24 protein-coding genes are annotated in these 23,794 nt (G+C 65.6%); 21 read left to right on the top strand and 3 right to left on the bottom strand.

All coding sequences use genetic code 11. The features are described from left to right. The first annotated feature begins 15 nt into the window (after positions 1-15). Positions 16-648: a hypothetical protein gene (locus tag CDA09_RS11255; RefSeq protein WP_121428709.1), complete on the top strand. Its 633-nt coding sequence runs from the start codon at positions 16-18 to the stop codon at positions 646-648. A 71-nt stretch (positions 649-719) separates the two neighbouring features. Then, a complete protein-coding gene (locus CDA09_RS11260) occupies positions 720-1,460 on the top strand; it encodes a DUF5677 domain-containing protein (RefSeq protein ID WP_121428710.1) in 741 nt (246 codons plus the stop codon). Positions 1,461-1,487: 27 nt separating this feature from the next. On the opposite strand, the gene CDA09_RS23355 is transcribed toward CDA09_RS11260, so the two are convergent. Next, positions 1,488-1,631 (bottom strand): hypothetical protein, encoded by a 144-nt coding sequence (locus CDA09_RS23355; protein WP_164844408.1) that lies wholly within the window; start codon positions 1,629-1,631, stop codon positions 1,488-1,490. 499 nt (positions 1,632-2,130) lie between these two features. Next, positions 2,131-3,672 carry a hypothetical protein gene (locus CDA09_RS11265; RefSeq protein ID WP_121428711.1) on the bottom strand — a complete coding sequence of 514 codons (1,542 nt, stop codon included), beginning with the start codon at positions 3,670-3,672 and terminating at the stop codon, positions 2,131-2,133. A gap of 552 nt (positions 3,673-4,224) precedes the next feature. Here CDA09_RS11265 and CDA09_RS11270 point away from each other — a divergent pair. The 13 genes from CDA09_RS11270 (at position 4,225) to fae (ending at position 15,679) form a co-directional block, all read left to right on the top strand. Beyond that, positions 4,225-5,250 (top strand): methionine ABC transporter ATP-binding protein, encoded by a 1,026-nt coding sequence (locus CDA09_RS11270; protein WP_121430829.1) that lies wholly within the window; start codon positions 4,225-4,227, stop codon positions 5,248-5,250. Then, positions 5,250-5,909 (top strand): methionine ABC transporter permease, encoded by a 660-nt coding sequence (locus CDA09_RS11275; RefSeq protein ID WP_217351330.1) that lies wholly within the window; start codon positions 5,250-5,252, stop codon positions 5,907-5,909. Before CDA09_RS11270 ends, CDA09_RS11275 begins: the two co-directional genes overlap by 1 nt. Before the next feature lie 37 nt (positions 5,910-5,946). Continuing rightward, entirely contained in the window at positions 5,947-6,741 is a 795-nt protein-coding gene (locus CDA09_RS11280) for a MetQ/NlpA family ABC transporter substrate-binding protein (protein WP_121428713.1), read from the top strand. A gap of 222 nt (positions 6,742-6,963) precedes the next feature. Then, positions 6,964-7,356, top strand: a complete 393-nt coding sequence (locus CDA09_RS11285) for a dihydroneopterin aldolase (protein WP_121428714.1) — start codon at positions 6,964-6,966, stop codon at positions 7,354-7,356. A 145-nt stretch (positions 7,357-7,501) separates the two neighbouring features. Further along, positions 7,502-7,792, top strand: coding sequence for a hypothetical protein (locus CDA09_RS11290; RefSeq protein ID WP_128106560.1), 291 nt, complete (start codon positions 7,502-7,504; stop codon positions 7,790-7,792). Between the two features lie 17 nt (positions 7,793-7,809). Next, the gene (cobD, locus tag CDA09_RS11295; protein WP_121428716.1) at positions 7,810-8,832 is read left to right on the top strand and encodes a threonine-phosphate decarboxylase CobD; all 1,023 of its coding nucleotides are present in this window, start codon (positions 7,810-7,812) and stop codon (positions 8,830-8,832) included. Positions 8,833-8,995: 163 nt separating this feature from the next. Then, positions 8,996-10,039 carry a beta-ribofuranosylaminobenzene 5'-phosphate synthase family protein gene (locus tag CDA09_RS11300; RefSeq protein ID WP_121428717.1) on the top strand — a complete coding sequence of 348 codons (1,044 nt, stop codon included), beginning with the start codon at positions 8,996-8,998 and terminating at the stop codon, positions 10,037-10,039. Between the two features lie 53 nt (positions 10,040-10,092). Further along, the gene (locus tag CDA09_RS11305; protein ID WP_121428718.1) at positions 10,093-11,004 is read left to right on the top strand and encodes an NAD(P)-dependent methylenetetrahydromethanopterin dehydrogenase; all 912 of its coding nucleotides are present in this window, start codon (positions 10,093-10,095) and stop codon (positions 11,002-11,004) included. Then, on the top strand, positions 11,004-12,200 hold the full coding sequence (locus CDA09_RS11310) for an ATP-grasp domain-containing protein (protein WP_286164477.1): 1,197 nt from the start codon (positions 11,004-11,006) through the stop codon (positions 12,198-12,200). The genes CDA09_RS11305 and CDA09_RS11310 overlap by 1 nt, the downstream gene beginning before the upstream one ends. Continuing rightward, a complete protein-coding gene (gene mch, locus CDA09_RS11315; RefSeq protein WP_121428719.1) occupies positions 12,151-13,167 on the top strand; it encodes a methenyltetrahydromethanopterin cyclohydrolase in 1,017 nt (338 codons plus the stop codon). The genes CDA09_RS11310 and mch overlap by 50 nt, the downstream gene beginning before the upstream one ends. Then, positions 13,164-14,147, top strand: a complete 984-nt coding sequence (locus CDA09_RS11320; RefSeq protein WP_121428720.1) for an ATP-grasp domain-containing protein — start codon at positions 13,164-13,166, stop codon at positions 14,145-14,147. Before mch ends, CDA09_RS11320 begins: the two co-directional genes overlap by 4 nt. A 4-nt stretch (positions 14,148-14,151) precedes the next feature. After that, on the top strand, positions 14,152-15,069 hold the full coding sequence (locus CDA09_RS11325) for a triphosphoribosyl-dephospho-CoA synthase (protein WP_121428721.1): 918 nt from the start codon (positions 14,152-14,154) through the stop codon (positions 15,067-15,069). A gap of 97 nt (positions 15,070-15,166) precedes the next feature. Beyond that, entirely contained in the window at positions 15,167-15,679 is a 513-nt protein-coding gene (gene fae / locus CDA09_RS11330) for a formaldehyde-activating enzyme (protein ID WP_121428722.1), read from the top strand. A gap of 87 nt (positions 15,680-15,766) precedes the next feature. Here the strand turns inward: fae and CDA09_RS11335 are convergent, their stop codons facing one another. Next, positions 15,767-16,201 carry a dihydroneopterin aldolase gene (locus tag CDA09_RS11335; RefSeq protein ID WP_121428723.1) on the bottom strand — a complete coding sequence of 145 codons (435 nt, stop codon included), beginning with the start codon at positions 16,199-16,201 and terminating at the stop codon, positions 15,767-15,769. A 419-nt stretch (positions 16,202-16,620) separates the two neighbouring features. Here CDA09_RS11335 and CDA09_RS11340 point away from each other — a divergent pair, with 419 nt between their 5' ends. The 6 genes from CDA09_RS11340 to CDA09_RS11370 all read left to right on the top strand — a co-directional run bounded on the left by CDA09_RS11340 (position 16,621) and on the right by CDA09_RS11370 (position 23,787). Next, the gene (locus tag CDA09_RS11340) at positions 16,621-18,639 is read left to right on the top strand and encodes a sigma-54-dependent Fis family transcriptional regulator (protein WP_121428724.1); all 2,019 of its coding nucleotides are present in this window, start codon (positions 16,621-16,623) and stop codon (positions 18,637-18,639) included. A 28-nt stretch (positions 18,640-18,667) separates the two neighbouring features. Further along, positions 18,668-19,255: a flavoprotein gene (locus CDA09_RS11345; protein WP_286164085.1), complete on the top strand. Its 588-nt coding sequence runs from the start codon at positions 18,668-18,670 to the stop codon at positions 19,253-19,255. A gap of 31 nt (positions 19,256-19,286) precedes the next feature. Continuing rightward, on the top strand, positions 19,287-20,729 hold the full coding sequence (locus tag CDA09_RS11350) for a DUF6513 domain-containing protein (protein WP_121428726.1): 1,443 nt from the start codon (positions 19,287-19,289) through the stop codon (positions 20,727-20,729). Then, positions 20,726-21,307 (top strand): DUF447 domain-containing protein, encoded by a 582-nt coding sequence (locus tag CDA09_RS11355; RefSeq protein WP_121428727.1) that lies wholly within the window; start codon positions 20,726-20,728, stop codon positions 21,305-21,307. The genes CDA09_RS11350 and CDA09_RS11355 overlap by 4 nt, the downstream gene beginning before the upstream one ends. Further along, on the top strand, positions 21,304-21,990 hold the full coding sequence (locus CDA09_RS11360; RefSeq protein ID WP_174718436.1) for a (5-formylfuran-3-yl)methyl phosphate synthase: 687 nt from the start codon (positions 21,304-21,306) through the stop codon (positions 21,988-21,990). The genes CDA09_RS11355 and CDA09_RS11360 overlap by 4 nt, the downstream gene beginning before the upstream one ends. A gap of 594 nt (positions 21,991-22,584) precedes the next feature. Next, positions 22,585-23,787 carry an efflux RND transporter periplasmic adaptor subunit gene (locus tag CDA09_RS11370; RefSeq protein ID WP_121428728.1) on the top strand — a complete coding sequence of 401 codons (1,203 nt, stop codon included), beginning with the start codon at positions 22,585-22,587 and terminating at the stop codon, positions 23,785-23,787. Positions 23,788-23,794: the final 7 nt, after the last annotated feature.

The following is a 23,794-nucleotide window of genomic DNA, read 5'->3' on the forward strand; positions in this document are numbered from 1 at the left end:
TACGAGGATTGAAGAATGCAAAATCCGATCGCCGACCTTGAAGACCTTTCGCGTACATGCAACTCGGTGTCGATGCTCGTAATGGATGCTTCTGCGTTCGAAAGATTCTTCGGGAGAATTTACGGGGCTGTGAATCGCTTTCGCGTGCAGCCGCACAACGAGCAGGAGGCTACACAACTGGTTGAGACCGCCGCTCAACTTCTCGAAGCTGCCGTCAACCATCACCATAGCGTATCCGCTTCCGCTACGCCCAACGCGCTAAGAGTCTATGACGAGACAATCCGTTTGCTCGTACACATCATGAGCACGGACCTGTGGATGAATGATTCGGTGTACGAGGAAGCAAAAAAGACGAGGCACGCGCTAAATGCGCTCAAGGCTTGTGGCATCAACCCTCCTGGGCATTCTGAGCAGCATTACTCGTCGCGGTATGGAAGTGGGGATGCGAACGAAGCCGGAAGGGTCGAGGCGTGGCGCTATGTGAGGGAGAATATCGAGGAGTTCACGCGTTTCGTTTATAACCTCGCTTACAACCACAATTTCGTTCCAGACCCGTTCTGGTGCGGACCGCAATCCGCAGCTCTTTCTCTTTTCGAGAAGTTGAAGTACCTGGGGTCTGGCGCCTCATTGATTGAGCGTCAACCATAGGCGAGCGATGCTTAACATTCGCGGGGGACATGATGGCCACATGGGAAGCAGTTCGAGCGGAAGCGGAAAGAATGTTCGAGCGCCACACTCAATCCTGCATACGGCTGGCAGCTTCAATCCGTTTCAATAGCGAGAATCGCCAACATTTATTATCGCTATGCTTGTATTGCTCAGTCATAGAGCTTTGCCCCTCGCTGGTTATCCTGATCCAGCGGGGTGAGTTCATCGGGCTTCCGCACCTTATTCGCTCCATGTACGAGGCAAGCATTGATCTTGCGAACGCATTAAAGAATCCAGAGTACTTTGAGTCACTTTACGCTGGTTACTTGGCGAAACTCATCGGCGTCATGCAACAAGCTCATGATTCAGCGGCTCCTGGGTTTATAACGGCCACGGGCAGCATTGAAGCAATTCGATCCTTTTTGAAAGAAAAGAAGAAGGAGTTGGCGGCATTGAAGAAGGCCGGACATGAACCGCTACAGATAGGTCAGCGTTTTGAGATTGCGGTCGGAAATCAAGAATATCTTTCCGCCTACGCCTACCTCTGCGGTTATGCTCACAACGACATTGCGGCTTTGGAGGCGCGTCATCTTAGAAAGTGTGAAGACGGGGATGTCAAGTTGATCGTCTTCGAGGAGATTGGCGCGCAAAATGAAACCCACTTGATCGATCTTGCAAATACTGTATTGCTCGGGGCGTCGGGAAGAACTCATCGATTCTTTGAGTCTGACGATGCAGTCGAAATCGACAGCTTAGTTCAAGAGCTGAACGCATTCCGCGAGCAGTGGCCGGCGGAGAAGGAATCCAGATGATCCTCAACAAATGCTTGCAACGTGCCGTCAAAATGCTGCGCATTTTGCCGTCCGCAGAGGGCTGCCGTTGAACGACAGCAGTCCTCTGCGCTCAGCGACGGCAATGGCTAACGTGTTCGATTCGCACGAAAAAGGCTGGCTTACCGTCTTGTCGTAGTGTTCGCGCGACATTCCGGACCTCCTCTGTCTTGCCCGAACCTGCCTCGGACAGCAGGATAATCCGTTGGTCGCTCAGCAAGTTTGGCCAGCGAAGCGTTTCACGTCTCCCACTTAATCGTGTCAGATCCACATCGTCATCCGTCCCCACTTCAAGGGCGAGTTCATGGAAGGTCCGATCTAATGGTATGAAATCGTCGAAGAAGCGCTTCATATGAATTCGTTCTCAAACGCTTCCGCTGCGGCGGATAAACGCTATTCGTTAGGGATGCCGTAACAAGTGAGCACTAAGGGCCGCTGCAACTTCAAGCGCGCAGTGAACTGAAAGCGGACTCCGTTACGTCCTTCACGGCAACGGCGATAAAAGGCCGGGAATTGATCCTGACCGTGCTGATGTTTCATGTGCCGAAGTAGCAAAGATGACGGCGATGGAGTCACTGGCCACGGCTATGATTTTCGCGAGTGTGAGTTCGCCGACACTGCTGCGAGGTATTATTAAGGAGAGTTCCTCCCATTAAGCTGCATCGCTTGGGCGTGGGGTGTCACATTGAAAAATGAAGACGACGACCGACGTCGGTTGCTGTGCCTCGGAAAAACGACGGGTCACGACCTTGATGCACGCCGTCAGATTTGTAACAGACGGAGACTCCGTCGGGACGTCCAGAACGAGGACACAGCCGAGGCCCGTCAGCGCTGCATAGGAAGCTGCTTGACTCGTGGGCTTATATTTCTCGTCGATGAGCGTGTCCACCAGAGCCGTCTTCTGACCTCTGCGCGCCTTTAGCTCAACCGGCACTTCCCCAAACAGGATGTCGACATTTCCACCGAAGCGTTCCGGCTTTTTTGACACCATCGCACCGAACTTGTCCCGAAGGCGCTCGTACAGAAATGGCAAGAAGAAATCGTCCTCCATGCGCTGGTAGCCGATGCCATCATGTGACTTGAGCCAGTTGAGCGCGGGGGTCTTCAGAAAGCTCGGCTCTTCGAGGCAGTAAGCGACCTGCTTGACAGCCCAACTCGCGAATTGGGCGAATTCTTGTTCCAGCTTGGGCTTGCCGACAAAGCAAAGGTTTGCCTGCAACTGGCGCACGATGCCCTCGTAGACCTTGATCTCAGCCTCGGACATGAGCTGGCGCTTTTCAGGCGTCAGCGCACAGTAGGTCGCACCGAGCACGTTTCTGACCGCAGGGCGATGAATAGAGAACTGAATCTCGATCGCGTCTATCTGCTGGACGGGGCTTTTTATCTTGACCTGATCAATATCAAGCTCGCCCTTCACGGCCAACATAAAAGGCAGGATAGCTTTGAGGCCTGTGTTGCTCGACAGCGGCGTAGCCATGATGGCTTGGCCGCCCGCACCCTCGACAGGTTGTATGACGTGGCGGAAGTTCACGTTGCTCAGCAGGAAACTGAACGTTGTCTCACCAGTGGCACTGCTTCGGTGATCCAAGTATTCGCGCAAGAATCCGAGCTGTTTGTCGGCGGCCACAGCAGGCTGAGACAGGTCGGCAACTGAACTCATTTGTTCGTGTGTTTTTTCTTGGAAGCTGACGCAGCTAACGACATTGGCCTTGAACGCGTCGAGGAACTTCTGCCTGTATACCTGAACGCTGAAGACCGGGACACCAAACTCGTCTTCTGCCTCCTGCTCGAACGACTCGATAGCCGGTTGTAGACCGCAAGAATCTCCATCGCGCAGGTAGCCCAGAACTGTAGTCAACTTGGACCCAAAGAATGCACCCAGCGTCTGAGCCTCTCGTGCCTCGACATGGGACACAGCATCGTCAATCAAGCCACCAAACATCACGGACAAGAATGTAGCAATATCTCTTGCGGGTCGACTGTTGCTATGGACACTGACCGAGGACTGCGGCGTAAGGCCTTCCAGAGCCGTCCTTAAGAACAGGTCGGACAGGCCAAGCTGCAGCGTGACCGGATCGGGCTGATCGACGGCGGACAGCTTTGTCAGAAGCACTCCGCTGAAAAAAACTTCGCCGAGTTCCTCGAACGGAAGCTTGAAGAGTTCGCCTGAATCTTCAGGCCTAGCGATAATCATGATTCAGTGGCTGACGAAGTGTCATGTTAGCTGAGTGATTGGATTACACCTGGGTACGTTCGTGTGAGGATACACGAAGGCCGGCCTAGGCCGATGGCACGACACACATCGTTGGTGGTTGAAATGGCCGTTCACGGAGCTCATCTGTGGCTACATTGGGTCGAAAGTTCGAGCTCATCGACCGGAGAAGCGGTCATTGACCGCCATCAGTGGGCGAATGGCAGTTGACCGACACATTGCCGCCCGACATCGCCCATCAGATCAACGACCGTTCCGGCCGATGGACTGCCCGTGGGACGTCGTGCTGAGTGGCCGCAGCGCTCCGTAAGCCGTCGTCGGGCAGCTGAAGAGACGTACATCCGCTCAGGGTCGGGCACGGACGGAGCCCTGAAGAACCTGCACGACAGATTTCTGACTCCTCCGGTTTCGTAGTGCAGTAATTTCGGTCGGCCGCATGGCGTGGCGGCCCGCTGCCCCAGGCCCGGTGGTGCCGCCGCGGCTGGATTGGTACACTGCCGGTCTTTGCGCCCGGCGCTGCCGTGGCGGTTTCACGTGATCAGAATCGAACAACTCAACAAGACCTATCGCGTCGACGGACGCGAAGTCAGTGCGCTGACCGACGTCAGCCTCGAAATCGGCAAGGGCGAAGTGTTCGGCATCATCGGCCGTTCCGGTGCCGGCAAGAGCACGCTGCTGCGCAGCCTCAACCTGCTCGAACGTCCAAGCGCAGGCCGCGTGCTGATCGACGGCGAGGACATCACCCGCTTCGACAGCCGCCGCCTGCATGCCCTGCGCCAGCGCATCGGCATGATCTTCCAGCACTTCAACCTGCTCAACGCGAAGACCGTGGCCGGCAACATCGACTGGCCGCTGAAATGTACCGGCAGTCTCGATGCCGCGCAGCGCGCCGAGCGCGTGGCCGAGCTGCTGGCACTGGTCGGCCTCACGGAGCATGCGAACAAGTATCCCGCGCAGCTTTCGGGCGGGCAGAAGCAACGCGTGGGCATTGCGCGTGCGCTCGCCAACCGGCCGCAACTGCTGCTGTGCGACGAGGCCACCTCTGCGCTCGATCCCGAGACCACGCAGTCGATCCTGCGTCTGCTGCTCGACATCAACCGCCAGTTCGGGCTCACCATCGTGCTCATCACGCACGAGATGCAGGTCATCCGCACGCTGTGCGACCGTGTCGCGGTGATCGATGGCGGCCACATCGTCGAGAGCGGCAAGGTGGTGGACGTGTTCCTGCATCCGCAGCACGCGGTCACGCGCGGCATGGTGGCGCAGAGCGACCCGCTGACCGCGGCGATGCTGGACCCCGGGCGTGCCTTCGCGAAGGACAAGCTGCGCGGCACGCTGGTACGCCTGACCTATCTCGGCGACGTCACCTATCGGCCCATCCTAAGCCACATCGCGGCGGCCACGCCGGCGCGCTTCACGATCCTCCAGGGCGAGGTTTCGAGCATCAAGGACCTGCCGTTCGGCCAGTTGCTGCTGGAGTTCGAGGGCAGCGAGGACGACATCGGCAAGGTGTTCGCAGAACTGAACCGCTTCGAGATCCACCACGAGGTGCTGCAATGATCGACCTGTCGATGATCGAATGGGGCGACATCGCGTTCGCGACCTGGGAAACGCTGGTGATGACCGGCGTGTCGCTGCTGTTCACCATCCTGCTCGGCCTGCCGCTCGGGATCCTGCTGTTCGTGACGGCCAACGGCCAGCTGCTGGAGCAGCGCGGGCTGTACCGCGTGCTGTCCTTCGTCGTGAATGTGCTGCGCTCGGTGCCTTTCCTGATACTGCTGATCGTGATGATTCCGGTCACGGTGCTGCTCATCGGCACATCGCTCGGCGTCGAAGGCGCGATCCCGCCGCTGGTGGTGGGGACCTCGCCGCTGTTCGCCCGACTGGTCGAGAACGTGCTGCGCGGGATCGATCGCGGCGTGATCGAGGCCTGCCGGGCGATGGGCATCCCGACGCACCGCATCATCTTCGGCGCGCTGCTGCCCGAGGCGATGCCCGGGTTGATCGCCGCCACCACCGTCACCGCGATCACGCTGATGTCGTACGCGGCAATGTCGGGCGTGATCGGCGGCGGCGGCCTGGGCGACCTCGCCATCCGTTTTGGCTACCAGCGTTTCCAGACAGAAGTGATGGTGATCACCGTCGCGCTGCTGGTGCTGCTGGTGCAATTCATCCAGCTCGCGGGCGACCGGCTCGTGCTGCGTTTCAGCCGCAAATGATCTTTGCGACATTGACCTTTCCTACGAGGAGCCTTCCATGACCCTGACCATCCGCAAACTGCTGTGCGCCGCCATCGGCACCCTCGCTTTCGCCGCAACGCCCCACGCGGCCGACAAGCTGGTGATCGCAGCCACTCCCGTGCCCCACGCCGAACTGCTCGAGTTCGTCAAGCCGATGCTGGCGAAGGAGGGCGTGGATCTGGAAGTCAAGGTCTTCACCGACTACGTGCAGCCTTCGATGCAGACGAACGAGAAGCGGGTGGACGGCAACTTCTTCCTGCACAAGCCCTATCTGGACGAGTTCAAGAAGAAGCAGAAGAACGACATCCAGACCATCGTGACGAAGGTCCATGTCGAACCGTTTGCCGGCTATTCGCTCAAGCACAAGTCGCTCGCCGAACTGCCCGAAGGCGGCACCGTGGCGCTGCCGAACGACCCGTCCAACTCGGGCCGCGCACTGCTGCTGCTGGCGAAGCAGGGCGTGATCACGCTCAAGGATCCGAACAACATCATCGCGACCACGAAAGACATCGTCGCCAATCCGAAGAAGCTGAAGTTCCGCGAACTCGAGGCGGCCACACTGCCGCGCGTGCTGAACCAGGTCGACCTCGCCCTGATCAACACCAACTACGCGATCCAGGCCAAGCTGAACCCGGTGAAGGATTCGCTGTTCATCGAGGACGCCAGCTCGCCCTACGCCAACCTGCTGGTCGCGCGTGAAGACAACGCCAACAGCCCGGCGATGAAGAAGCTGGCCGCGGCGCTCACGTCACCCGAAGTCAAGAAGTTCATTGCCGAGAAGTACCAGGGCGCGGTGGTGCCGGCATTCTGACGGGTCGGGCCGGGCCCCGTGCGGGGCCTGTTTCGGAGGCTGGCAGTCGCGTGTAAACGCGATTAAGGCTGCCCGTGCAAACTTGTGATGAGTTGTGCCCCGGCGATTTACATTTCCGGGTCGGGTCACGTCGCGCGATTGATCGCACCTGTCGTATTCCGACAAGTTAAGGTCCCATCGCTGATTTATCGTCGGTTTTCGTAACACCCACCGGGAACCGACATGAACCAGATCTTCATCGACGATATTCACGCAGACGCGCAGGTCGGCATCTATCCGCACGAGCTGGTCGGTTCGCAGCCCGTGTCGATCACCTTGCGCCTGGGCATCGGCGGGCGGGCGGCGCGCAGCGACCGCATCGAGGACACGATCAACTACGCGGAGCTGGTCGCGCGCCTGCGCGGGTACCTGGCCGAGCGCCGCTTCGCATTGCTCGAACACCTGGCCGATTCGCTGGCGGGGGTGATCTTCGAGGAGTTCCGTCCGAGCTGGATCAGCCTGTCGGTGCACAAGCCGCAGGTGCTCGAAGGGGTGGGCCGCGTCGGCGTGATGATCGAACGCCAGTACGACGAATACGTCGCACAGGCGCCGTTCCCGCTGCAGCAGGCAGCCTGATTCCACGACCCCGACGACGACGAATTCCGCTTATGGAAAGATGCCGGGAAGCACGCGAAGGTCACTCTCCCTCTCTACCCCGCTTTCCCTCGCGTGCGGCGTCTTTCCCTTTTATTCCCGGCAGCATGACCTCCAGGAGAACACGGTGACCAGGGATGCCGCAAAGAAGCTGAAAGAGGCCTTCGCCGGCGCGCAGGACGTGGCGCAACGCAAGGCGGCCGCGGTGGCCCTGCTGAGGCACAGTCTCGATCTCGGGCACCGGCGGTTGTCGTTGAAGCGGCTGGAAACTGCCATCCGATGCGGGGTCGCACCCGATGACGAGGACCTTCACCGTTGTGCGGATCTTGTGTTGAAGGTCAGCGATCCGTGCATCCATGCCCGCCTGGCGCAGCTGAGCCGTCGGCTCGCGGCGATGCGCTGTTCCGCCGCGTCATGAGCAGGGAAGGCGAGGACATGGCGAACGACCCGGACACCAAGGCTCCCGAGCACGGGGGCAGGCTGCGGGCGGCCGCAGCCCATTACGGCGTTCCCCTGTCCGACTGGCTCGACCTGTCGACCGGGGTGAGCCCTTACGGCTGGCCGGTGCCGCCGCTTTCCGCCCGCTCGTGGGCACGCTTGCCGGAAGAGGACGACGGCCTCGAGGCCGCCGCCGCTGCGTATTATGAGAGCCCGAACGGGCTCGCCGTGGCCGGTTCGCAGGCGGCGATACAGGCACTTCCGCAGCTTTTTCCGCACGGTTCGGTGACCTGCCTGTCTCCGCTCTACAATGAACACCCTCATGCATGGAGGGCACAGGGGCACGCGGTTCGCCTGCACCCTGCCGGCGACCTGCGCGGCGCACTGGCTGCCGGAACGCCGCATATCGTGCTCTGCAATCCCAACAATCCCACGGGCCAACGCTACGGCGGCGCCGAACTGCTGGAGGCGGCCGCGTCGCTCGGGGCGCGCGGCGGCGTCCTTGTCGTCGATGAAGCCTTCATCGACGTGAATCGAAAGGAAAGTCTGGCCGCCGTCGCCGGTTCGGAGGCGGCGCCGAACCTGATCGTCCTGCGCTCGCTGGGCAAGTTCTTCGGTCTGGCCGGCGCGCGGGTCGGGTTCCTGTTCGCGTCGGCGGACTTGCGCGCCCGCCTGGCATTCCGGCTCGGGCCGTGGACGATTGCGGGCCCTTCGCGTGAGGTCGCGCGGCTGGCGTTGTCCGATCGTTCATGGCAAGGCGAGATGCGCCGGCAGCTGCGCGAAGCCGGGCAGCGCCTGGTGCAGATGCTCGAACCGATGGGCGTGGTGGGCGCAACGCCGCTGTTCGCAACGGTTTCTCCGCCGCGCGCGGATGAAGTCCACGAATTTTTTGCCAGAGCCGGGATCCTGACGCGGTACTTCAAGGACAATGCGCTGGTCCGGTTTGGGCTTCCCGACTCGGAGGCCGCTTGGGAGAGACTCGCGGCCGTGTTGGCAGAAGCGCGGGGTCGCCGCATGTAGGCGCAGAGCCGGTGTCAGCCGCGTGACAAACTGTCCCGTCGGCAACACCGCGGGGGCGTGCAGCCCCCGATTCGGGGGCGGCGGGGCTGTGGCCCGGAGTTTGCTGTGGATCGCGTAGACCTTGCCTTCCGGCAGGGAGTCCACCGCGACACAGGGAATACCGATGACCCTTGCCTCCTGCGCATCGTCGATCTCCGCCGCGCCCGCCGTAGCCCTGGTGGATGCGCCGGCGCGGCTGCACCTGGGATTTCTCGACCCGAACGCTTCACTCGGACGCCGCTTCGCGAGCCTCGGCCTTGTCATCGACGGCATGAGCACGCGCGTGAGCGTGTCGGCTGCAGCGCGCGACGCCATCGTGGTGCCGGCCGGTTGCGCCGACGACGTCCGCGAACGCATCGCGCGGCATCTGGCGACGCTGCGGTGCGAGACCAGTGAGGACGCGCCCGTGCGCGTGGTGCTGCATGGCGGCCCGCCCGCACACGCCGGCTTCGGCTCCGGGACGCAGCTCGCGCTCGCGCTGGGCCGCGCGTTCGGCGCTTGTCACGGGCTCGAACTCGACACCCGGCGCATCGCCGCCTTGCTGGCGCGGGGCGGTCGATCCGGCGTCGGCATCGCCGGCTTCGACCGGGGAGGGCTGCTGCTCGACGGCGGGCCCGGGGCCGCAGGCGCGACGCCGCCGCTGCTCGCCCGCGTCGCATTTCCGCAAGCCTGGCGGGTGCTGCTGGTGCTCGACGAACGTTGCGACGGCTTGCACGGCTCCGCCGAGCGCGTCGCGATGGACCGCCTTGCGCCGTTTCCGCGCGAGCTGGCGGCCGAGCTCTGCCACCAGGTCGTGATGCGTGTGCTGCCCGGCGCGATGGAGGCGGACTTCGAGCCGTTCGCCGAGGGCGTGTCGACGCTGCAGCGGATCATCGGCGACTACTTCGCGCCGGCGCAGGGGGGCTCGATGTACACCAGCCCGGCCGTTGAACGCGTGCTCGAGTGGATCCGCCCGCGCTATTGCGCCGGCATCGGGCAGAGCTCGTGGGGGCCGACCGGCTTCGCGATCCTGCCTTCGGCGGAACGCTGCGCCGAGGCCGTCGCTGCCGCGCGCGCGGCGGGCGTTGTCGATCCGGCGCTGCGACTGGTCGTCGTGGCGGGGCGCAATCACGGCGCGCGGCTCGACGACCGACCGTCTGCTCCTCGGGACGGCCGCGGCAGCGCCTGATCGCGCTTCCGGCCGTTCCCTTTTTATCGATTTTTTTCGCCACGGACGGACCCATGCCAGCCCGATACATCCTCCACATGTTCACCCCTTCTGCCCAGATGAGCCCCTTCGACATCAACATGGCGGTCGATGCGGGCTACGACGTGGTCGTGCCGTATTGCGGCGTGAGTGCCGCGGAGATCCGCGGCCTCACGCAGGATGCGATCTTCTCGCGCGGACCGAAGGGAGTGAAGGCCACCGGCATCTTCATCGGCGGGCGCAACGTGATGCTCGCGTCCGACATGCTGGAGACCGCACGTTCCGCAATGGTGCCGCCCTTCGAAGTGTCGGTGATGGCCGATCCGAGCGGCTCCTACACCACCGCGGCAGCACTGGTCGCCTGCGTCGAGCGGCAGTTGAAGTGTGCGCATGACACGAGTTTCGCCGGCAAGCGGGTACTCGTGCTCGGCGGTACCGGCACGGTCGGACGCATCGCCGGCGTGCTTGCGGCGGGGCTCGGTGCGGAGGTGTCGCTCGGCCATCACGCGAAACTGTCGTCGGCCGAGGCCGCAGCCGCAGAGACCGGTCAGCGCTTCGGCTGCGTGCTGGCCGGTGCCGATGCGAGCATGCCCGACGCACGCCGTGCGGCACTCGCGGGGGCCGATATCGTCCTCGCGGCGTCGGTGGCCGGCGTCCAGGTCGTCTCGGAAGCGGAGCGCGCCGCGGCCGCCCACCTACTCGTCGCAGCGGACGTCAATGCGGTGCCGCCCGAAGGGATCGCCGGGGTCGGTGTCATGGACGATGGCAAGCAGCTGCCTGAGGGCAAGGGTGTGGGCATCGGCGCGCTCGCGATCGGCAACGTCAAGTATCAGGTGGAGCACCGGCTGCTGCGCTCGATGCGCGAGGGCGACAAACCGGTCTATCTCGGTTTCCGCGAAGCCTTCGCGATGGCACGCGAAGTCATCGCCGAGAAAGAAGGCCATTAATGGCTGAGCTCCGCGTGCCTCCGTTGCTCGTCGTCGCTGGACTCTCAGCGCGCATGCTCGCCGAGGCCGCGCGTACCAGCGGCTATCGGGCGATCGCGCTGGATCTCTTCGCGGATCGCGACACGCGGCGCGCGGCGGAGGCGTGCCTGCCGATCGGGGACGCGGCGAGTCTCGCGATCGACGGCGATGCGCTGGTCGACGCCCTGGGCCGTGCCCGCGCCGCGGGGGCGCAGGCGTGGGTGGCGGGGAGCGGTTTCGACGGGCATTCGGAACTCCTCGCGGCAGGGCAGGCGGTGCTGCCGCTTGCGGGCAATCCGCCCGAGGTCGCCGCGCGCGTGCGCGATCCGGCACAGTTCTACGGGCGGCTCGCGGCCCTTGGCATTCCGCACCCGCAGACCCGGTGCGACCGTCCGCCGTCGCCGCGCGGCTGGCTGCGCAAGAACGCGGCGAGCAGCGGCGGCTGGGACGTCCGTGCGGCGCGTCCGGACGATGCCGACGCGGAATCTTCGATCTATTACCAGCGCATCGCCGCGGGCGTGCCGATGTCGGCGCTCTTCGTGGCCGACGGCCGCCGTACCCGGCTCGTCGGCGTCAATATGCAGATCGTGCGGCCGTTCTGCGGGCGTCCCTTCGTGTTCCACGGCTGTATCGGGCCGGTCGGCGTCGCGCCGTCCGTCCGTTGCGCGCTGGAGGCGATGCTCGATGCGCTTGTTGCCGATTTCGGCCTGCGCGGCTTGAACGGGCTCGACTTCCTGCTCGACGACGACGAGATCCGCGTGATCGAACTCAACCCCCGCCCGCCGGCGAGCATCGCGCTGTATCCCGATGCCATACCGGAGGGATTGTTGCGGGCCCATGTCGAGGCAAGCTGCGGCGGCCGGTTGCCGGCGCACGACCCGCACGGCGCCGTCGCGGGCGTGCGCGGCTTCGAGACCGTGTTCGCACAGCGGGCGTGGAACGTCGGCGCGCCGGAATCGGCCGCACTCGCGCAGCAGACGTGGTGCCACGACCTGCCGGCGAGCGGCACGCGCATCGCGCGCGGAGAACCGCTGTGCACGGCCTCCGCCGCGGGCGGCGACGCAGACGAAGTCGAGGCGCTACTGTCGCAGCGGCGCCGGCAGATACCTTTCCTCCTGGAGCAGGCGAATGAACGAAGCAGCGAAGGTGCTCGCGGCCGAGCGCTCGAGTGTCAATGAACTCGCGGCACCGCTCGTCACCCGGCTGATCGGCCGCGCGGACGAGTGGCGGCTCGACATACAGCGGACGGATGCGGGCGTCACGATCGTCGATGCCGGCATCGGCACGCGCGGCAGCGTCGCCGCGGGACTCGCGATCGGCGAAATCTGCATGGGCGGACTCGGCCGCGTGCGCCTCGCCTCGGGCGGCGAGGGCGGTAGCGAGGGCGGCTGGCCGACCTGGGTCGAGGTCGCCAGTTCGCAGCCAGTGCTCGCGTGCCTCGCGAGCCAGTACGCGGGCTGGAGCCTGTCGGCGAGCAAAGAGGAGGGCGGGGGCAGGAAGTTCTTCTCGCTCGGCTCCGGCCCGGCACGCGCGCTCGCCTGCCGGGAACCGCTCTTCGAGGAGCTCGGCTACCGCGACCGCGTCGGCCCCGCCGTGCTGGTGCTCGAGGTCGACCGGACTCCGCCGCCGATCGTGATCGACAAGATCCTGCGCGATTGCGGCCTCGAACCGTCGCAGCTCACGCTGGTGCTGACGCCGACGACGAGCCTCGCCGGCTCGACGCAGGTCGTCGCGCGCGTGCTCGAAGTCGCGCTGCACAAGGCGCACGAGCTGGGTTTTGCGCTCGGCGACATCGTCGACGGCAGCGCCCGCGCGCCGCTGCCGGCGCCGAGCCCGGACACAGGCATCGCGATGGGGCGCACAAACGACGCGATCCTCTACGGCGGCCAGGTGCATCTGACGGTCGCGGGCGATGACGACGCGGCGCGCGACCTCGCGCACAAGCTGCCGTCATCGACTTCGCGCGACTACGGACGCTCGTTCGCCGACATCTTCCGCGACTACGAGTACGATTTCTACCGCATCGACGGGGCGCTGTTCGCGCCGGCCGAGGTCTGGGTCAGCAGCCTTGCGAGCGGGTGTACGTGGCACGCGGGCAAGCTCGACATGGGCTTGCTGCGCCGTCTGTGGCTGGACGAGGCATGACGCCCCTCGACCTCTCGGCGCCCGGGCGCCCCCGCGTGGCGATCCTGACCGACGAGACAGGCTGGCATACCACCCGCTTGCGCCGGGCGCTGGCGCGCCGCGGTTACGAAGGCCGCTGCGCGGACCTCGAGGATTGCCGCTTCGACATCTCCCGGGCCGGCCCCGGCATCGTGATCCCCGGCTTCGGGCGCACGCTGCCGGTGGCCGCGATCGTGCGCGGCATCGCCGGCGGCAGCCTCGAACAGGTCACGAAGCGGCTCGGCATTCTGCACGCGCTGCGCGAGCTAGGCGTGCCGGTCTATAACGATGCGCGGGCGATCGAGCGCAGTGTCGACAAGTCGATGACGAGTTTCCTGCTGCATCGCGCCGGCATCGCTTCGCCGCCGTCGTGGGCGATGGAGTCGGAGGCCGAGGCGCGGCGGCTGGTGATGGCCGAGACGGCGGCCGGCCGCTGCCTCGTCTTGAAGCCGCTGTTCGGATCGCAGGGCAAGGGCTTGCAGCGCGTCGGCTGCGTCGACGGGCGCCCGGTGTCGCTGCCCGGGCTCGCGGACTACGGCCGGCTCGCCTATCTGCAGCGCTTCGTGCCGCAGCCCGAAGGGCCGGGCACGCCGGGTTTCGACTGGCGCGTGCTGGTGGTCGGCGGACGGGCGGTCGCGGCGATGCGACGCGTGAGCGCGCACTGGGTCCGAAATGTCGCACAAGGGGCTCGCTGCCAGGCAGCGCCGGTCACGCCCGCGCTCGCAGCGCTTGCAGAAGGAGCCGCCACGGCGCTCGGCATGGATTACGCCGGGGTCGATCTCGTGCCCGACGCGAGCGCGCCGCTCGGGGCGCAGGTGCTCGAGGTGAATGGGGTCGCAGCGTGGCGGGGGCTGCAGTCGGTGACGGGTTTCGACATCGCGCAGGCGATGGTCGACGATCTCCTCGGCCGCCGGTTGGGCGTCGCCCTGTCGCCGGTCGACGCGCTTGAGCGCGCAGGGTAGCGGCGTGGGCGCGATCGACGAACGGCTTGCCCACGGGCGGGCCGCGTTCCTGTGGGCCTGCGGGCTCGACGTCGCGGTGCGCAAACCCGGCAACGTCAGCCGCCACTCCGGCGGCCACGGCATGCAGGCGCAGGCCTTTCTCGCGAGCGCGGAAGTCTCCGCCGGGCCGCTGTTTGCCCGCGGGGCGCCCGTCGGCGAGCGCATCGAGGCAGCGGTCGCGGCGACGCGTGCGGCGGTCGGCTGCAACACCAACCTGGGCATCCTGCTGCTGTGCGCGCCGATCGCGGCGGCGCTCGAGGCCGTCGCAAGCCGGGAAGCTTCGCGGTGCATCGACCCCGTCGCGTTGCGCCGCACGCTGCAGACGGTGCTCGCGAACCTCGACATCGACGACGCGCACGCAGCCTATCGCGCGATCGCCCTCGCGAACCCCGGCGGGCTCGGGCGGTCGGACGAGCAGGACGTCGCGGAGGAACCCACGATCGATCTACGCGCCGCCATGGCACTCGCCGCCGGGCGCGACAGCATCGCGCGCCAGTATGCCAACGGCTATGCCGACGTGTTCGATCACGGCCTCGCCGCGCTGTGCGCCGAAGCGCTGACAGGCGAGCGTCTCGCGCACGCGGTGCAATCGGTTTTCCTCGTCTTTCTCGGCACCTGGCCCGATACACACATTGTTCGAAAACTCGGCTGCGCCGCGGCGCAGACTGTCACCGCCGAGGCCGCCGCGTGGCTGGATCGCTTCCGCTGCGAGCCCGGAGCGGGGGAGTCGGCCGGATTCACGGCGTGGGACGAGCACCTGAAAAGCGCGGGAATCAACCCTGGAACGAGCGCGGACCTGACCGTTTGCACGCTTTTTGCGGGCGCATTGCTGCAGCCGGACGTGATCGGCCTGCGCGTGGCCGAAAGTTGGCATAAAACGTGAATTCACTTGCTCCGACATCGGTCCAGTCCGACGTCCGGAACTTCGGTGTCCCCCCGATGAGGGACATCGGGTGAAACACTCAAAGGAGAAACATGCAATGGCAAAAATCGATCGCATGCTGGTAGGGGAGTCGCTGGTGGGAGACGGCAACGAGGTTGCGCATATCGACCTCATCATCGGGCCGCGCGGCAGCCCCGCGGAATCGGCGTTCAGCCACGCACTGACGAACAACAAGGACGGCTTCACCTCGCTGCTTGCGGTGGTCGCGCCCAACCTGATGACGAAACCGGCAACGGTGATGTTCAACAAGGTCACGATCAAGGGCGCCAAGCAGGCCGTGCAGATGTTCGGTCCGGCGCAGCGCGGGGTCGCGATGGCGGTTGCGGACAGCGTCGAGGACGGGACGATTCCGGCGAGCGAGGCGGATAACCTGTTCATCTGCGTCGGCGTCTTCATCCACTGGCTCGCCGAGGATGACAAGAAGATCCAGGACTACAACTACCAGGCGACGCGCGAGTCGATCCAGCGGGCCGTGGCTGGCCAGCCGACGGCGGCGGAAGTGGTCGCGAAGAAATCCTCGATGGCGCACCCGTTCGCTGCGCACGTATAAACAATGGTGGCAGGCCGCCTGCACGGCCGCGCCCATGCAAAAAAGCCGAAGACGTCCTTCGGCTTTTTTGCTGCTTGCTACGACCGTTCAGTCGGTGCGCGGGTGCGGCACGAGGCCGGTGCCGAGCAGGTGCAGGACTTCGGCGGTGCGTCGCGGCAGATGATCCGGCACTGCGCGCGTTCGTTCGATCACCACACCGACGCCATCGACGTCGTCGAACTTGCCCGGCTTCGTCACCGCCACCCGCAGCCAGTGGGCGCCGAAGCGCGTCAGGAGCAGGTTCGAGACGGCCTCAGCGAAGGCCTCGAGGAGCTGGAAGCGATGCGTCTGCAACAGCTCGCGCAGCGCCGCGCGCACCTCGCCATAGTCGATCGTGTCGCCGATCCGGTCGGTGCTGCACGCCAGCGCGCGCGGCACACCGGCGGCCAGATCGATGCGGATCGGCTGCGGCTCGTGCAGTTCGTTGTCGCAGATGCCGATGACGGTGTTGCCGCGGAAACCGTCGATGAAAATCACGTCCATGGCAGCGGGAGCGCCAGCGACGGATGATGCAGCGTCTGTCGGCATCCGCAGCAGGGGATGGGTGGCGTGCAAGGCGGCGCTCCAGCGAGAGGTTTTCGGGGGAAGGGGGGTGCCACGTTCGACGGGAAAACCTGTGTCACCCGCTCCGGTCAAAGCGAGATTCGCGCCATATCGGCGAACTGCGCCGGATGCTGCGGTGCGCAATATAAGGATCCGCTTTTGCGTCGTCGCCGGGCGGAACTCGGCTTATACTCCAAATGCCGGATGGGGTAGTTTGCCCACAAATAAATCGCCGCCCGCCGGGGCGTCCCCGGGTAGTCGCCAGGGAAAACGGTGGCCGCGAAGGTCGATGAGGTGCGTCAGACACCTTGCGCCGGAAGCGGACGAGACGCAGGCCTTTGGAGGAGGAGACCGTTGTGATGTCGTCGATGCTTGAGCCCCGGGGCCATGCGCACCGGGTCCATGAGGTGGTTGAAGGGCGGGGAAGCGGAACCAACGATCTGGTGACGAGCTCCTGGGCCCGCTGTCTAAAAGATTACCATCTCGACCCCGACAAGCCCCTGCACCCGACGGTGCTCGCCGAACGTGCACTCGAAGAGCGGCGCAAGCACTCCGCCGACGTCATCGACTGCGCGAAACTCGAAATGACCACCCTGTACCAGCAGCTCGGCGACCGCGAGTCGGCAGTGGTGCTGGTGGATACCGAAGGCACCATCCTGCACATGGTGGCCGCGCCGGAGTTCGCGCGCGAGATGGGCAAGGTCGGCTTCTGCCCCGGCGCGGTGTGGAGCGAGTCGGCGGTCGGCACGAACGGCATGGGCACCTGCCTCGTCGTGGGCGAGCCGGTCGCGGTGCGGCAGCAGGACCATTTCTTCGGCGTCTATACGTCGCTGACGTGCTCGGCCGTGCCGATCTTCGATCCCGATGGTGCCCTCGTCGCGGTGCTCGACGTCACGAGCCGCTCGCAGCTGATGCAGCAGCACTCGCTGGTGCTGCTCGGCATGACCGCGCAGATGATCGAGAATCGGCTCCTCGACCTGCGCTTTCGCGAAGCGTGCCCGGTCCACTTCCACAGCCGCCCGGAGTTCGTGTACACGCTGCACGAGGGCAAGCTGGTCGTCGCCGACGACGGCAGCATCCGCGCGGCCAACCGCAGCGCGCTGTTCCAGCTCGGTTATCCGTCGGTGCATGCGATCCGCGGCAAGAAGATCGACGAGGTGTTCCAGACGACCCTGGCGGACATCCTGCAGCGCAGCGCCCGCAGCTCCTTCCATCCGGTGCCGACCTTCTGCACGCAGCGCTCGAACCGCTTCTTCGTCGTCGCGCAGGAGCCGGCGACGTTGTCCGTGCCGAGCGTCGAGCGCGCCGGCGCGAGACAGCTTGTTGCCAGCCTGCCCCCTGTCCGCGGGCCGGAATGTTCGTTCGGCGACGATCGCATCGCTTCGCAGCTGAATGTGGCCGCGCGCGTCATCGCGAAGCAGATTCCCGTGTTGCTGCACGGCGAGACCGGTGCGGGCAAGGAAGTGTTCGCGCGCGCCCTGCACAAGGGCAGCCCGTTCGCATCGGGCGCCTTTGTCGCCGTGAACTGCGCGTCGCTGCCCGAAAGCCTGATCGAGAGCGAGCTGTTCGGTTACCGCGCCGGGGCTTTCACCGGAGCGCAGCGCACGGGGCGGCGCGGCAAGATCCTGCAGGCCGACCGTGGCACGCTGTTTCTCGACGAGATCGGCGACATGCCGCTTACGCTGCAGGCCCGGCTCTTGCGTGTACTCGATGAGCGCCAGATTTCGCCGCTCGGCACCGAGGAGACGATCCCCGTCGACTTCCAGCTCGTCAGCGCAAGTCACCGCAACCTGCCGAAGCTCGTCGCCGACGGAGTGTTCCGCGAGGATCTGTATTACCGCCTGTCCGGCCTGGAGGTGTCGCTGCCGCCCTTGCGCGAGCGCGCCGACAAGCGCGAGCTGCTGTACCGGGTCCTGCAGGAGGAGGCAGCGGGGCAGCGGATGACGATCGATCCGGACGCCGAGGCCTTGCTGATGAGCCACCCGTGGCCGGGCAATCTTCGCCAGCTGCGCCACGTGCTGCGAACCGCGGTCGTGCTCGCGGCGGGCGACCGGCTGCGGCTCGAGGACCTGCCACCGGCCCTGCGGCAACGCATCGCAACACGGCCCGAACCGCTGGCCGCGCCGCCTGCCGCGCTGCGCGAACCGGAAGTGACGGCGGGAAGCAGCGAGCCCGGTGGCGATTACGGGGACGACGAATTGGCGGCGCTCAATCCGGTTCAGGCCAGCGAGCGTGCGGTGTTGCTCGGCCTGCTCGAACAACAACGCTGGAATGTGAGCAATGTCGCCAAAGCCCTCGACATCAGTCGAAACACCCTGTATCGCCGATTGCACCGACTACGCATCCCGCTCTCCCACAGCGACTTCCCGGTCCAGTGACGACGTTCCGGGGGCTGCTCCGCCGCATGTGCCGGAGGAGCATGTCCCCACCGGCGGCACCGCGGGCGATGCCGCGCAGCGCGACCGCTGGGCCTGGGCGCTGACCGGGTCGGGGCATTATCTCGACGAAGCGCTGGAGCTCGCGTTCCGCCTGCCGAACGTCGATTTCTTCCTGTCGGCCGCGGCGGAGGAGGTGCTGCCGCTGTACGGCCACCGCATCGATGCGATGAAGGAGCGCTTCCGCGTGTTCCGCGACAAGAGCGCGAGCTCGGTGCCCGTCGGCATGCTGTACGACGACGTCTATCACACCGTCGTGATCGCGCCGGCCACCAGCAACACCGTCGCGAAATGCGCGGTGGGCATCTCCGACACTTTGCCGACGAACATGTTCGCGCAGGCGGGCAAGCTCGGCATCCCCGGCATCGTATTTGCGTGTGACACCGAGCCGGTGGTGGTCACGAAGAGCCCGCGCGAGTGGGTGGAGCTGCGCCCGCGCAACATCGACCTGGAGAACGTGGCTCGGTTGCGCCGCATCGACCACTGCGTGGTCGTCGAATCGGTCGCCGCGTTGGAACAGGCCCTGAATGAACGTCTTGCGGAGCTTTCGCTGAAATGAATCTGCCCCCACGAGCCCGGCGGGAGGCCTGATGGAACACATTGTCCTGCTCACGGGACGCCTTGCGCAGCCCGCCCTGGAACGCGTGCTCACCGGCATGGCGCCCGCGCCCTTCACGTGGGAAGTGCGCGAGATCGGCCTGCAGGTGGCCGGCCTGATGACGGCCGACATGATCCGCCGCCGCGTCCCCGCGCCGGTCGCGGCCGACCGCGTGCTCGTGCCGGGGCGCTGCCGCGGCGATCTCGACGCGCTGTCGGCGCACTACGGCGTGCCGGTCGAGCGCGGGCCCGACGAGCTCAAGGACATTCCGCAGTACTTCAATCGCAGCCCCTCCGCGGGGCGCCTCGATACCTACGATATCGACATCTTCGCCGAGATCGTCGACGCACCCCGCCTGGAGATCGCGGCGATCGTCGAGCGCGCGCGGCGCTTTGCGGCAGATGGTGCGAACGTCATCGACCTCGGCTGCCTGCCGGCGACTCCCTTCCCGCAGCTCGAAGACGCGGTCGTCGCGCTGAAGGCGGAAGGCTTCCGGGTCAGCGTCGACTCGCAGGACACCGACGAGCTGCTGCGCGGCGGACGCGCCGGCGCGGACTACCTGCTGAGCCTGACCGCCGACACGCTGTGGATCGCCGACGAGGTCGCCGCCACGCCGGTGCTGATCCCGCGCGAGCCGGGCGACGAGGCCTCGCTGTACGCGGCGATCGAGACGCTCTCGCGCCGTGGGCGGGCCTTCCTCGCCGACGCGATCCTCGACCCGATCCCGTTCGGGTTGCTCGGTTCGCTGTGCCGCTACCAGCGGCTGCGCGAGCGCTTCCCCGACGTGGCGATCATGATGGGCATCGGCAACGTCACCGAACTCACCGAGGCCGACACCAGTGGCATCAACGCGATCCTCTTCGGCATCGCCGCCGAACTGCGCGCCGGCGCGGTGCTGACGACGCAGGTCAGCTCGCATGCGCGCCGCGCGGTGCGCGAAGCCGACGTCGCCCGGCGCATGATGTACGAAGCGCGCGAGAGCAGTTCGCTGCCCAAGGGCATGACCGACGCGCTGATGACGGTGCACGCGAAGCGTCCGTTCCCGGACACGCCCGAAGAGATCGACGCCACCGCCGCCGCGATCCGCGACCCGAGCTTCCGCGTGCAGGTTTCCGAGCGCGGGCTGCACATCTACAACCGCGACGGCCACCACGTGGATACCGACCCGTTCGCGCTCTATCCGCAGCTCAAGCTCGACGGCGACACCGGCCACGCGTTCTACCTTGGCGTGGAGCTCGCGCGGGCCGAGATCGCATGGTCGCTCGGCAAACGCTACGTGCAGGACCAGCCGCTCGACTGGGGCTGCGCGACCGAGCGCCGCGCGGACGACCTGCTGCACCAGTGCGCGCCGGGGCCGACGAAGCAAGCGCCCGCCACCCAATCCTTATCCCAATCCCGATCGAATCACGCGCCCGAGGTCGCGCAGCACCCATGATCTTCGAGACCATCGTCACCACCGTCGATGCCGACGGGCGCCCGCACTGCGCGCCGATGGGCGCGCGCTACGTGTCCGACGAGGTCGTGCTGATGCCGTTCCGGCCGTCGGCGACGCTCGACAACATCCTCGCGAGCGGCGTCGCGGTGATGAACCTCACGACCGACGTGCGCGTGTTCGCCGGCTGTGTCACGGGCCGGCGCGACTGGCCGACGGTGCCGGCCGAGCGCATCGCCGGGCACCGCCTCGCCGGTGCGCTGGCGCACGTCGAACTCCGGCTCGACGCCTGCGACGAGGGCCCGCAGCGGCCGGTGCTGCACTTCTCCCGCGTGTGCGAGCGCACACACGCGCCGTTCCCCGGCTTCAACCGCGCCCAGGCCGCCGTCGTCGAAGGGGCCGTGCTCGTGAGCCGGCTGCGCATGCTGCCGGCCGAGAAGGTCGACAGCGAAATGGCCTATCTGCAGATCGCGATCGACAAGACCGCCGGGCCGGCCGAGCGCGAGGCGTGGGGGTGGCTCACCGAGGCGGTCGCCGCGCATCGCGCCGCAGCCTCCGGCACAGGACGGGCCGCAGCATGATCCGCCTGCTTGCGAGTGTGCGTGACTGCGACGAAGCCTTGGCCGCCGCGGGCGCAGGGGCAGATTTCATCGACTTGAAGGAGCCGCGCGCCGGCGCACTCGGCGGGCTCGCGATCGAACGCATTCGCGAGATCGTCGCCGCTCTGCGCGACGCACATCCAGTGGTGCCGGTGAGCGCGACCATCGGCGATTACCCGGCCGACGCAGCCGACGAGATCGACGCGCGCGTGGATGCAGTCGGCACGTGTGGCGTCGATTACGTCAAGGTCGGCATCGCCGGTGGCGACGCGCGGGCGCAGCGCGCGCTCCTCGCGCGGCTCGCGGACTCGCAGTGGGCGGTCGTGCCGGTGTTCATTGCCGACCGCGGGCTCGACCCGGCCCTCGTCGAAGCCGCCTGCCGGTTGCCGTTTCCCGCGCTGATGGCCGACACCGAGGACAAGCGGGCGGGGAGCCTGTTCGACTGCGTGAGCGAAGCCGCGCTCGCCGCGTTCGTCGAACGCGTGCGGGGCGCGGGAAAGCTCGTCGGGCTGTCGGGGGCGCTGCGCGAACACCATCTGCCCCGCCTCGCATTGCTGGCGCCGGACTTCGCGGGTTTTCGCGGGGCGCTGTGCGACGGCGCGCGTACCGGCGTGCTCGACCCCGACGCGCTGCGGTCGGTACGCCGAGCACTGGCAGATGGCTGACAATTTCGAGGCGCCGGTCGAGGAGCTCTCTACCTGCCTGCAAGAAGTCGAAGGTGACGCCTGCGTCCCCGGATCCGGCCGGTGAGGCTGCTGCCCGACACGCATTTCCCGTTCTGGTGACAGGCCCGCGACCCATGCGTCACCGCGGAAGGTCGTAGCGTGGTGGAAGCTGCCGACGAAGTCTTCGTCAGCAGCGTGTCCTTGTGGGAACTCACTATCAAGGCCGGACTGGGCAAGGTTCGCGTCGATTTCCCGCATTCGCCGAACAGGTCGAAGCAATGGGCTTCACCTTGCTGCCGATCGAAAATGCCCGCATCCTCGAACTCCCCGCCTTGCGGACCTGAGACGACCATCGGAGCCTGTCGAAAAGCCGAATTCATACAATTCGGCCTTTACTGCCGATGGAGGGCCTCAACCTTTCCAAATGGTAACGAAAAGGAACGCATGACGTGGCTATGATCCCGGCCGGCTAGTCGTCATGTACGACGCCGTTGCCCAGCGCATATGCGAGCACCGGCGTGTCCTGCCTGTCGCGGCCACCAACCATCAGCGCCCTTGCCAGGGCGGGCCTCGATTTCAGCCAGGATGTCGGTCATGGATTTCTCGCAAGGAAAACGGCGACTTGGCGTCGCTGCAGTGGCAGTGCTGCTCGGCAGCGGAACGTACCTCTGGGCCGGTCATAACGGACAGGGCGCCATAGCAGCACAGCAGCCCCTGGAGACGGCCAAACCGTCCAGCATTCCAGCTGAAGAAAGCATATTGCTGACCGATGCGCAGCTCAAGTCGGTGTCCATCCAGGCGGTGGATGAGAGGGAGTTCGCCGTGGATAAGGAGGCCGTCGGCAACATCGACTTCAATCAAGACATGACGGTACAGGTGTCGCCACCCTATCAGGGCCGGGTCGTGCAGTTGTTCGCCAAGACCGGGGACAAGGTGGAGAAGGGCAAACCCCTGTTTGTCATCGACAGCCCGGACCTCGTGCAGGCTGAGTCGACGCTGATCGCCAGTGCGGGCGTGCTGAAGTTGACGACGAGCGCGCTCAACCGGGCCAAGGCGCTCTATGAAGTCCAGGGCATTGCCGAGAAGGATTACCAACAAGTCGTCTCGGATCAGCAGACCGCCGAGGGCGCCTTCAAAGCGGCCCGCGATGCAGTCAAGATCTTTGGCAAGAGCGAGTCGGAAATCGATCGGATCGTGCAAGAGCGTCGCATCGACGCGCACATGCCTGTAGCGAGCCCCATTCATGGCCAGGTGACGGCGCGCAATGCCGCCCCTGGGACCCTGGTGCAGCCGGGCGGAACCCCCGCACCCTATACCGTTGCGGACCTGTCCACCAAGTGGATGCTGGCGAGCGTCCCCGAGGCGGACTTGCCCTTCATGCGCTTGGGCCAAGAGGTTGATGTCCGCCTGCAGGCTTACCCCGGGCGGATATTCCACGGCAAGATCAGCAATATCGGCGCGACGGTGGATCCTTCCACGCACCGGGTGACCATCCGCTCTGAAGTGCGCGACCCGAAGAACGAATTGCTGCCCCAGATGTTCGCCACATTCATCGTGCGCACCGGCGAGTCGGTGCGGGGGCCGGCCGTGCCAGTCAGCGGCGTGGTGCGCGAAGGCGACGGTACCATGACGGTCTGGGTGACCACCGATCGGCGGCGTTTCACGGCAAGGAGCGTCAAACTGGGGGTCCAGCGTGATGGCGTCGACCAGATCGTCGACGGACTGAAGGCGGGAGAATTGGTGGCCGCCGATGGCGCACTCTTCCTCAGCAACGCACGCATCCTGGGGGCGAAATGAACGTTGA

This window comes from Azoarcus sp. DN11 (genome assembly GCF_003628555.1).
Lineage (GTDB): Bacteria > Pseudomonadota > Gammaproteobacteria > Burkholderiales > Rhodocyclaceae > Aromatoleum.

Coding starts and splice junctions, on each gene's coding strand:
- mch (WP_121428719.1), top strand. CDS start 12,151: ATGAACGAAGCAGCGAAGGTGCTCGCGGCCGAGCGCTCGAGTGTCAAT.
- fae (WP_121428722.1), top strand. CDS start 15,167: ATGGCAAAAATCGATCGCATGCTGGTAGGGGAGTCGCTGGTGGGAGAC.
- cobD (WP_121428716.1), top strand. CDS start 7,810: ATGGCGAACGACCCGGACACCAAGGCTCCCGAGCACGGGGGCAGGCTG.
- CDA09_RS11255 (WP_121428709.1), top strand. CDS start 16: ATGCAAAATCCGATCGCCGACCTTGAAGACCTTTCGCGTACATGCAAC.
- CDA09_RS11360 (WP_174718436.1), top strand. CDS start 21,304: ATGATCCGCCTGCTTGCGAGTGTGCGTGACTGCGACGAAGCCTTGGCC.
- CDA09_RS11370 (WP_121428728.1), top strand. CDS start 22,585: ATGGATTTCTCGCAAGGAAAACGGCGACTTGGCGTCGCTGCAGTGGCA.
- CDA09_RS11310 (WP_286164477.1), top strand. CDS start 11,004: ATGGCTGAGCTCCGCGTGCCTCCGTTGCTCGTCGTCGCTGGACTCTCA.
- CDA09_RS11355 (WP_121428727.1), top strand. CDS start 20,726: ATGATCTTCGAGACCATCGTCACCACCGTCGATGCCGACGGGCGCCCG.
- CDA09_RS11350 (WP_121428726.1), top strand. CDS start 19,287: ATGGAACACATTGTCCTGCTCACGGGACGCCTTGCGCAGCCCGCCCTG.
- CDA09_RS11300 (WP_121428717.1), top strand. CDS start 8,996: ATGACCCTTGCCTCCTGCGCATCGTCGATCTCCGCCGCGCCCGCCGTA.
- CDA09_RS23355 (WP_164844408.1), bottom strand. CDS start 1,631: ATGTCGCGCGAACACTACGACAAGACGGTAAGCCAGCCTTTTTCGTGC.
- CDA09_RS11305 (WP_121428718.1), top strand. CDS start 10,093: ATGCCAGCCCGATACATCCTCCACATGTTCACCCCTTCTGCCCAGATG.
- CDA09_RS11335 (WP_121428723.1), bottom strand. CDS start 16,201: ATGGACGTGATTTTCATCGACGGTTTCCGCGGCAACACCGTCATCGGC.
- CDA09_RS11340 (WP_121428724.1), top strand. CDS start 16,621: ATGTCGTCGATGCTTGAGCCCCGGGGCCATGCGCACCGGGTCCATGAG.
- CDA09_RS11320 (WP_121428720.1), top strand. CDS start 13,164: ATGACGCCCCTCGACCTCTCGGCGCCCGGGCGCCCCCGCGTGGCGATC.
- CDA09_RS11285 (WP_121428714.1), top strand. CDS start 6,964: ATGAACCAGATCTTCATCGACGATATTCACGCAGACGCGCAGGTCGGC.
- CDA09_RS11265 (WP_121428711.1), bottom strand. CDS start 3,672: ATGATTATCGCTAGGCCTGAAGATTCAGGCGAACTCTTCAAGCTTCCG.
- CDA09_RS11280 (WP_121428713.1), top strand. CDS start 5,947: ATGACCCTGACCATCCGCAAACTGCTGTGCGCCGCCATCGGCACCCTC.
- CDA09_RS11260 (WP_121428710.1), top strand. CDS start 720: ATGTTCGAGCGCCACACTCAATCCTGCATACGGCTGGCAGCTTCAATC.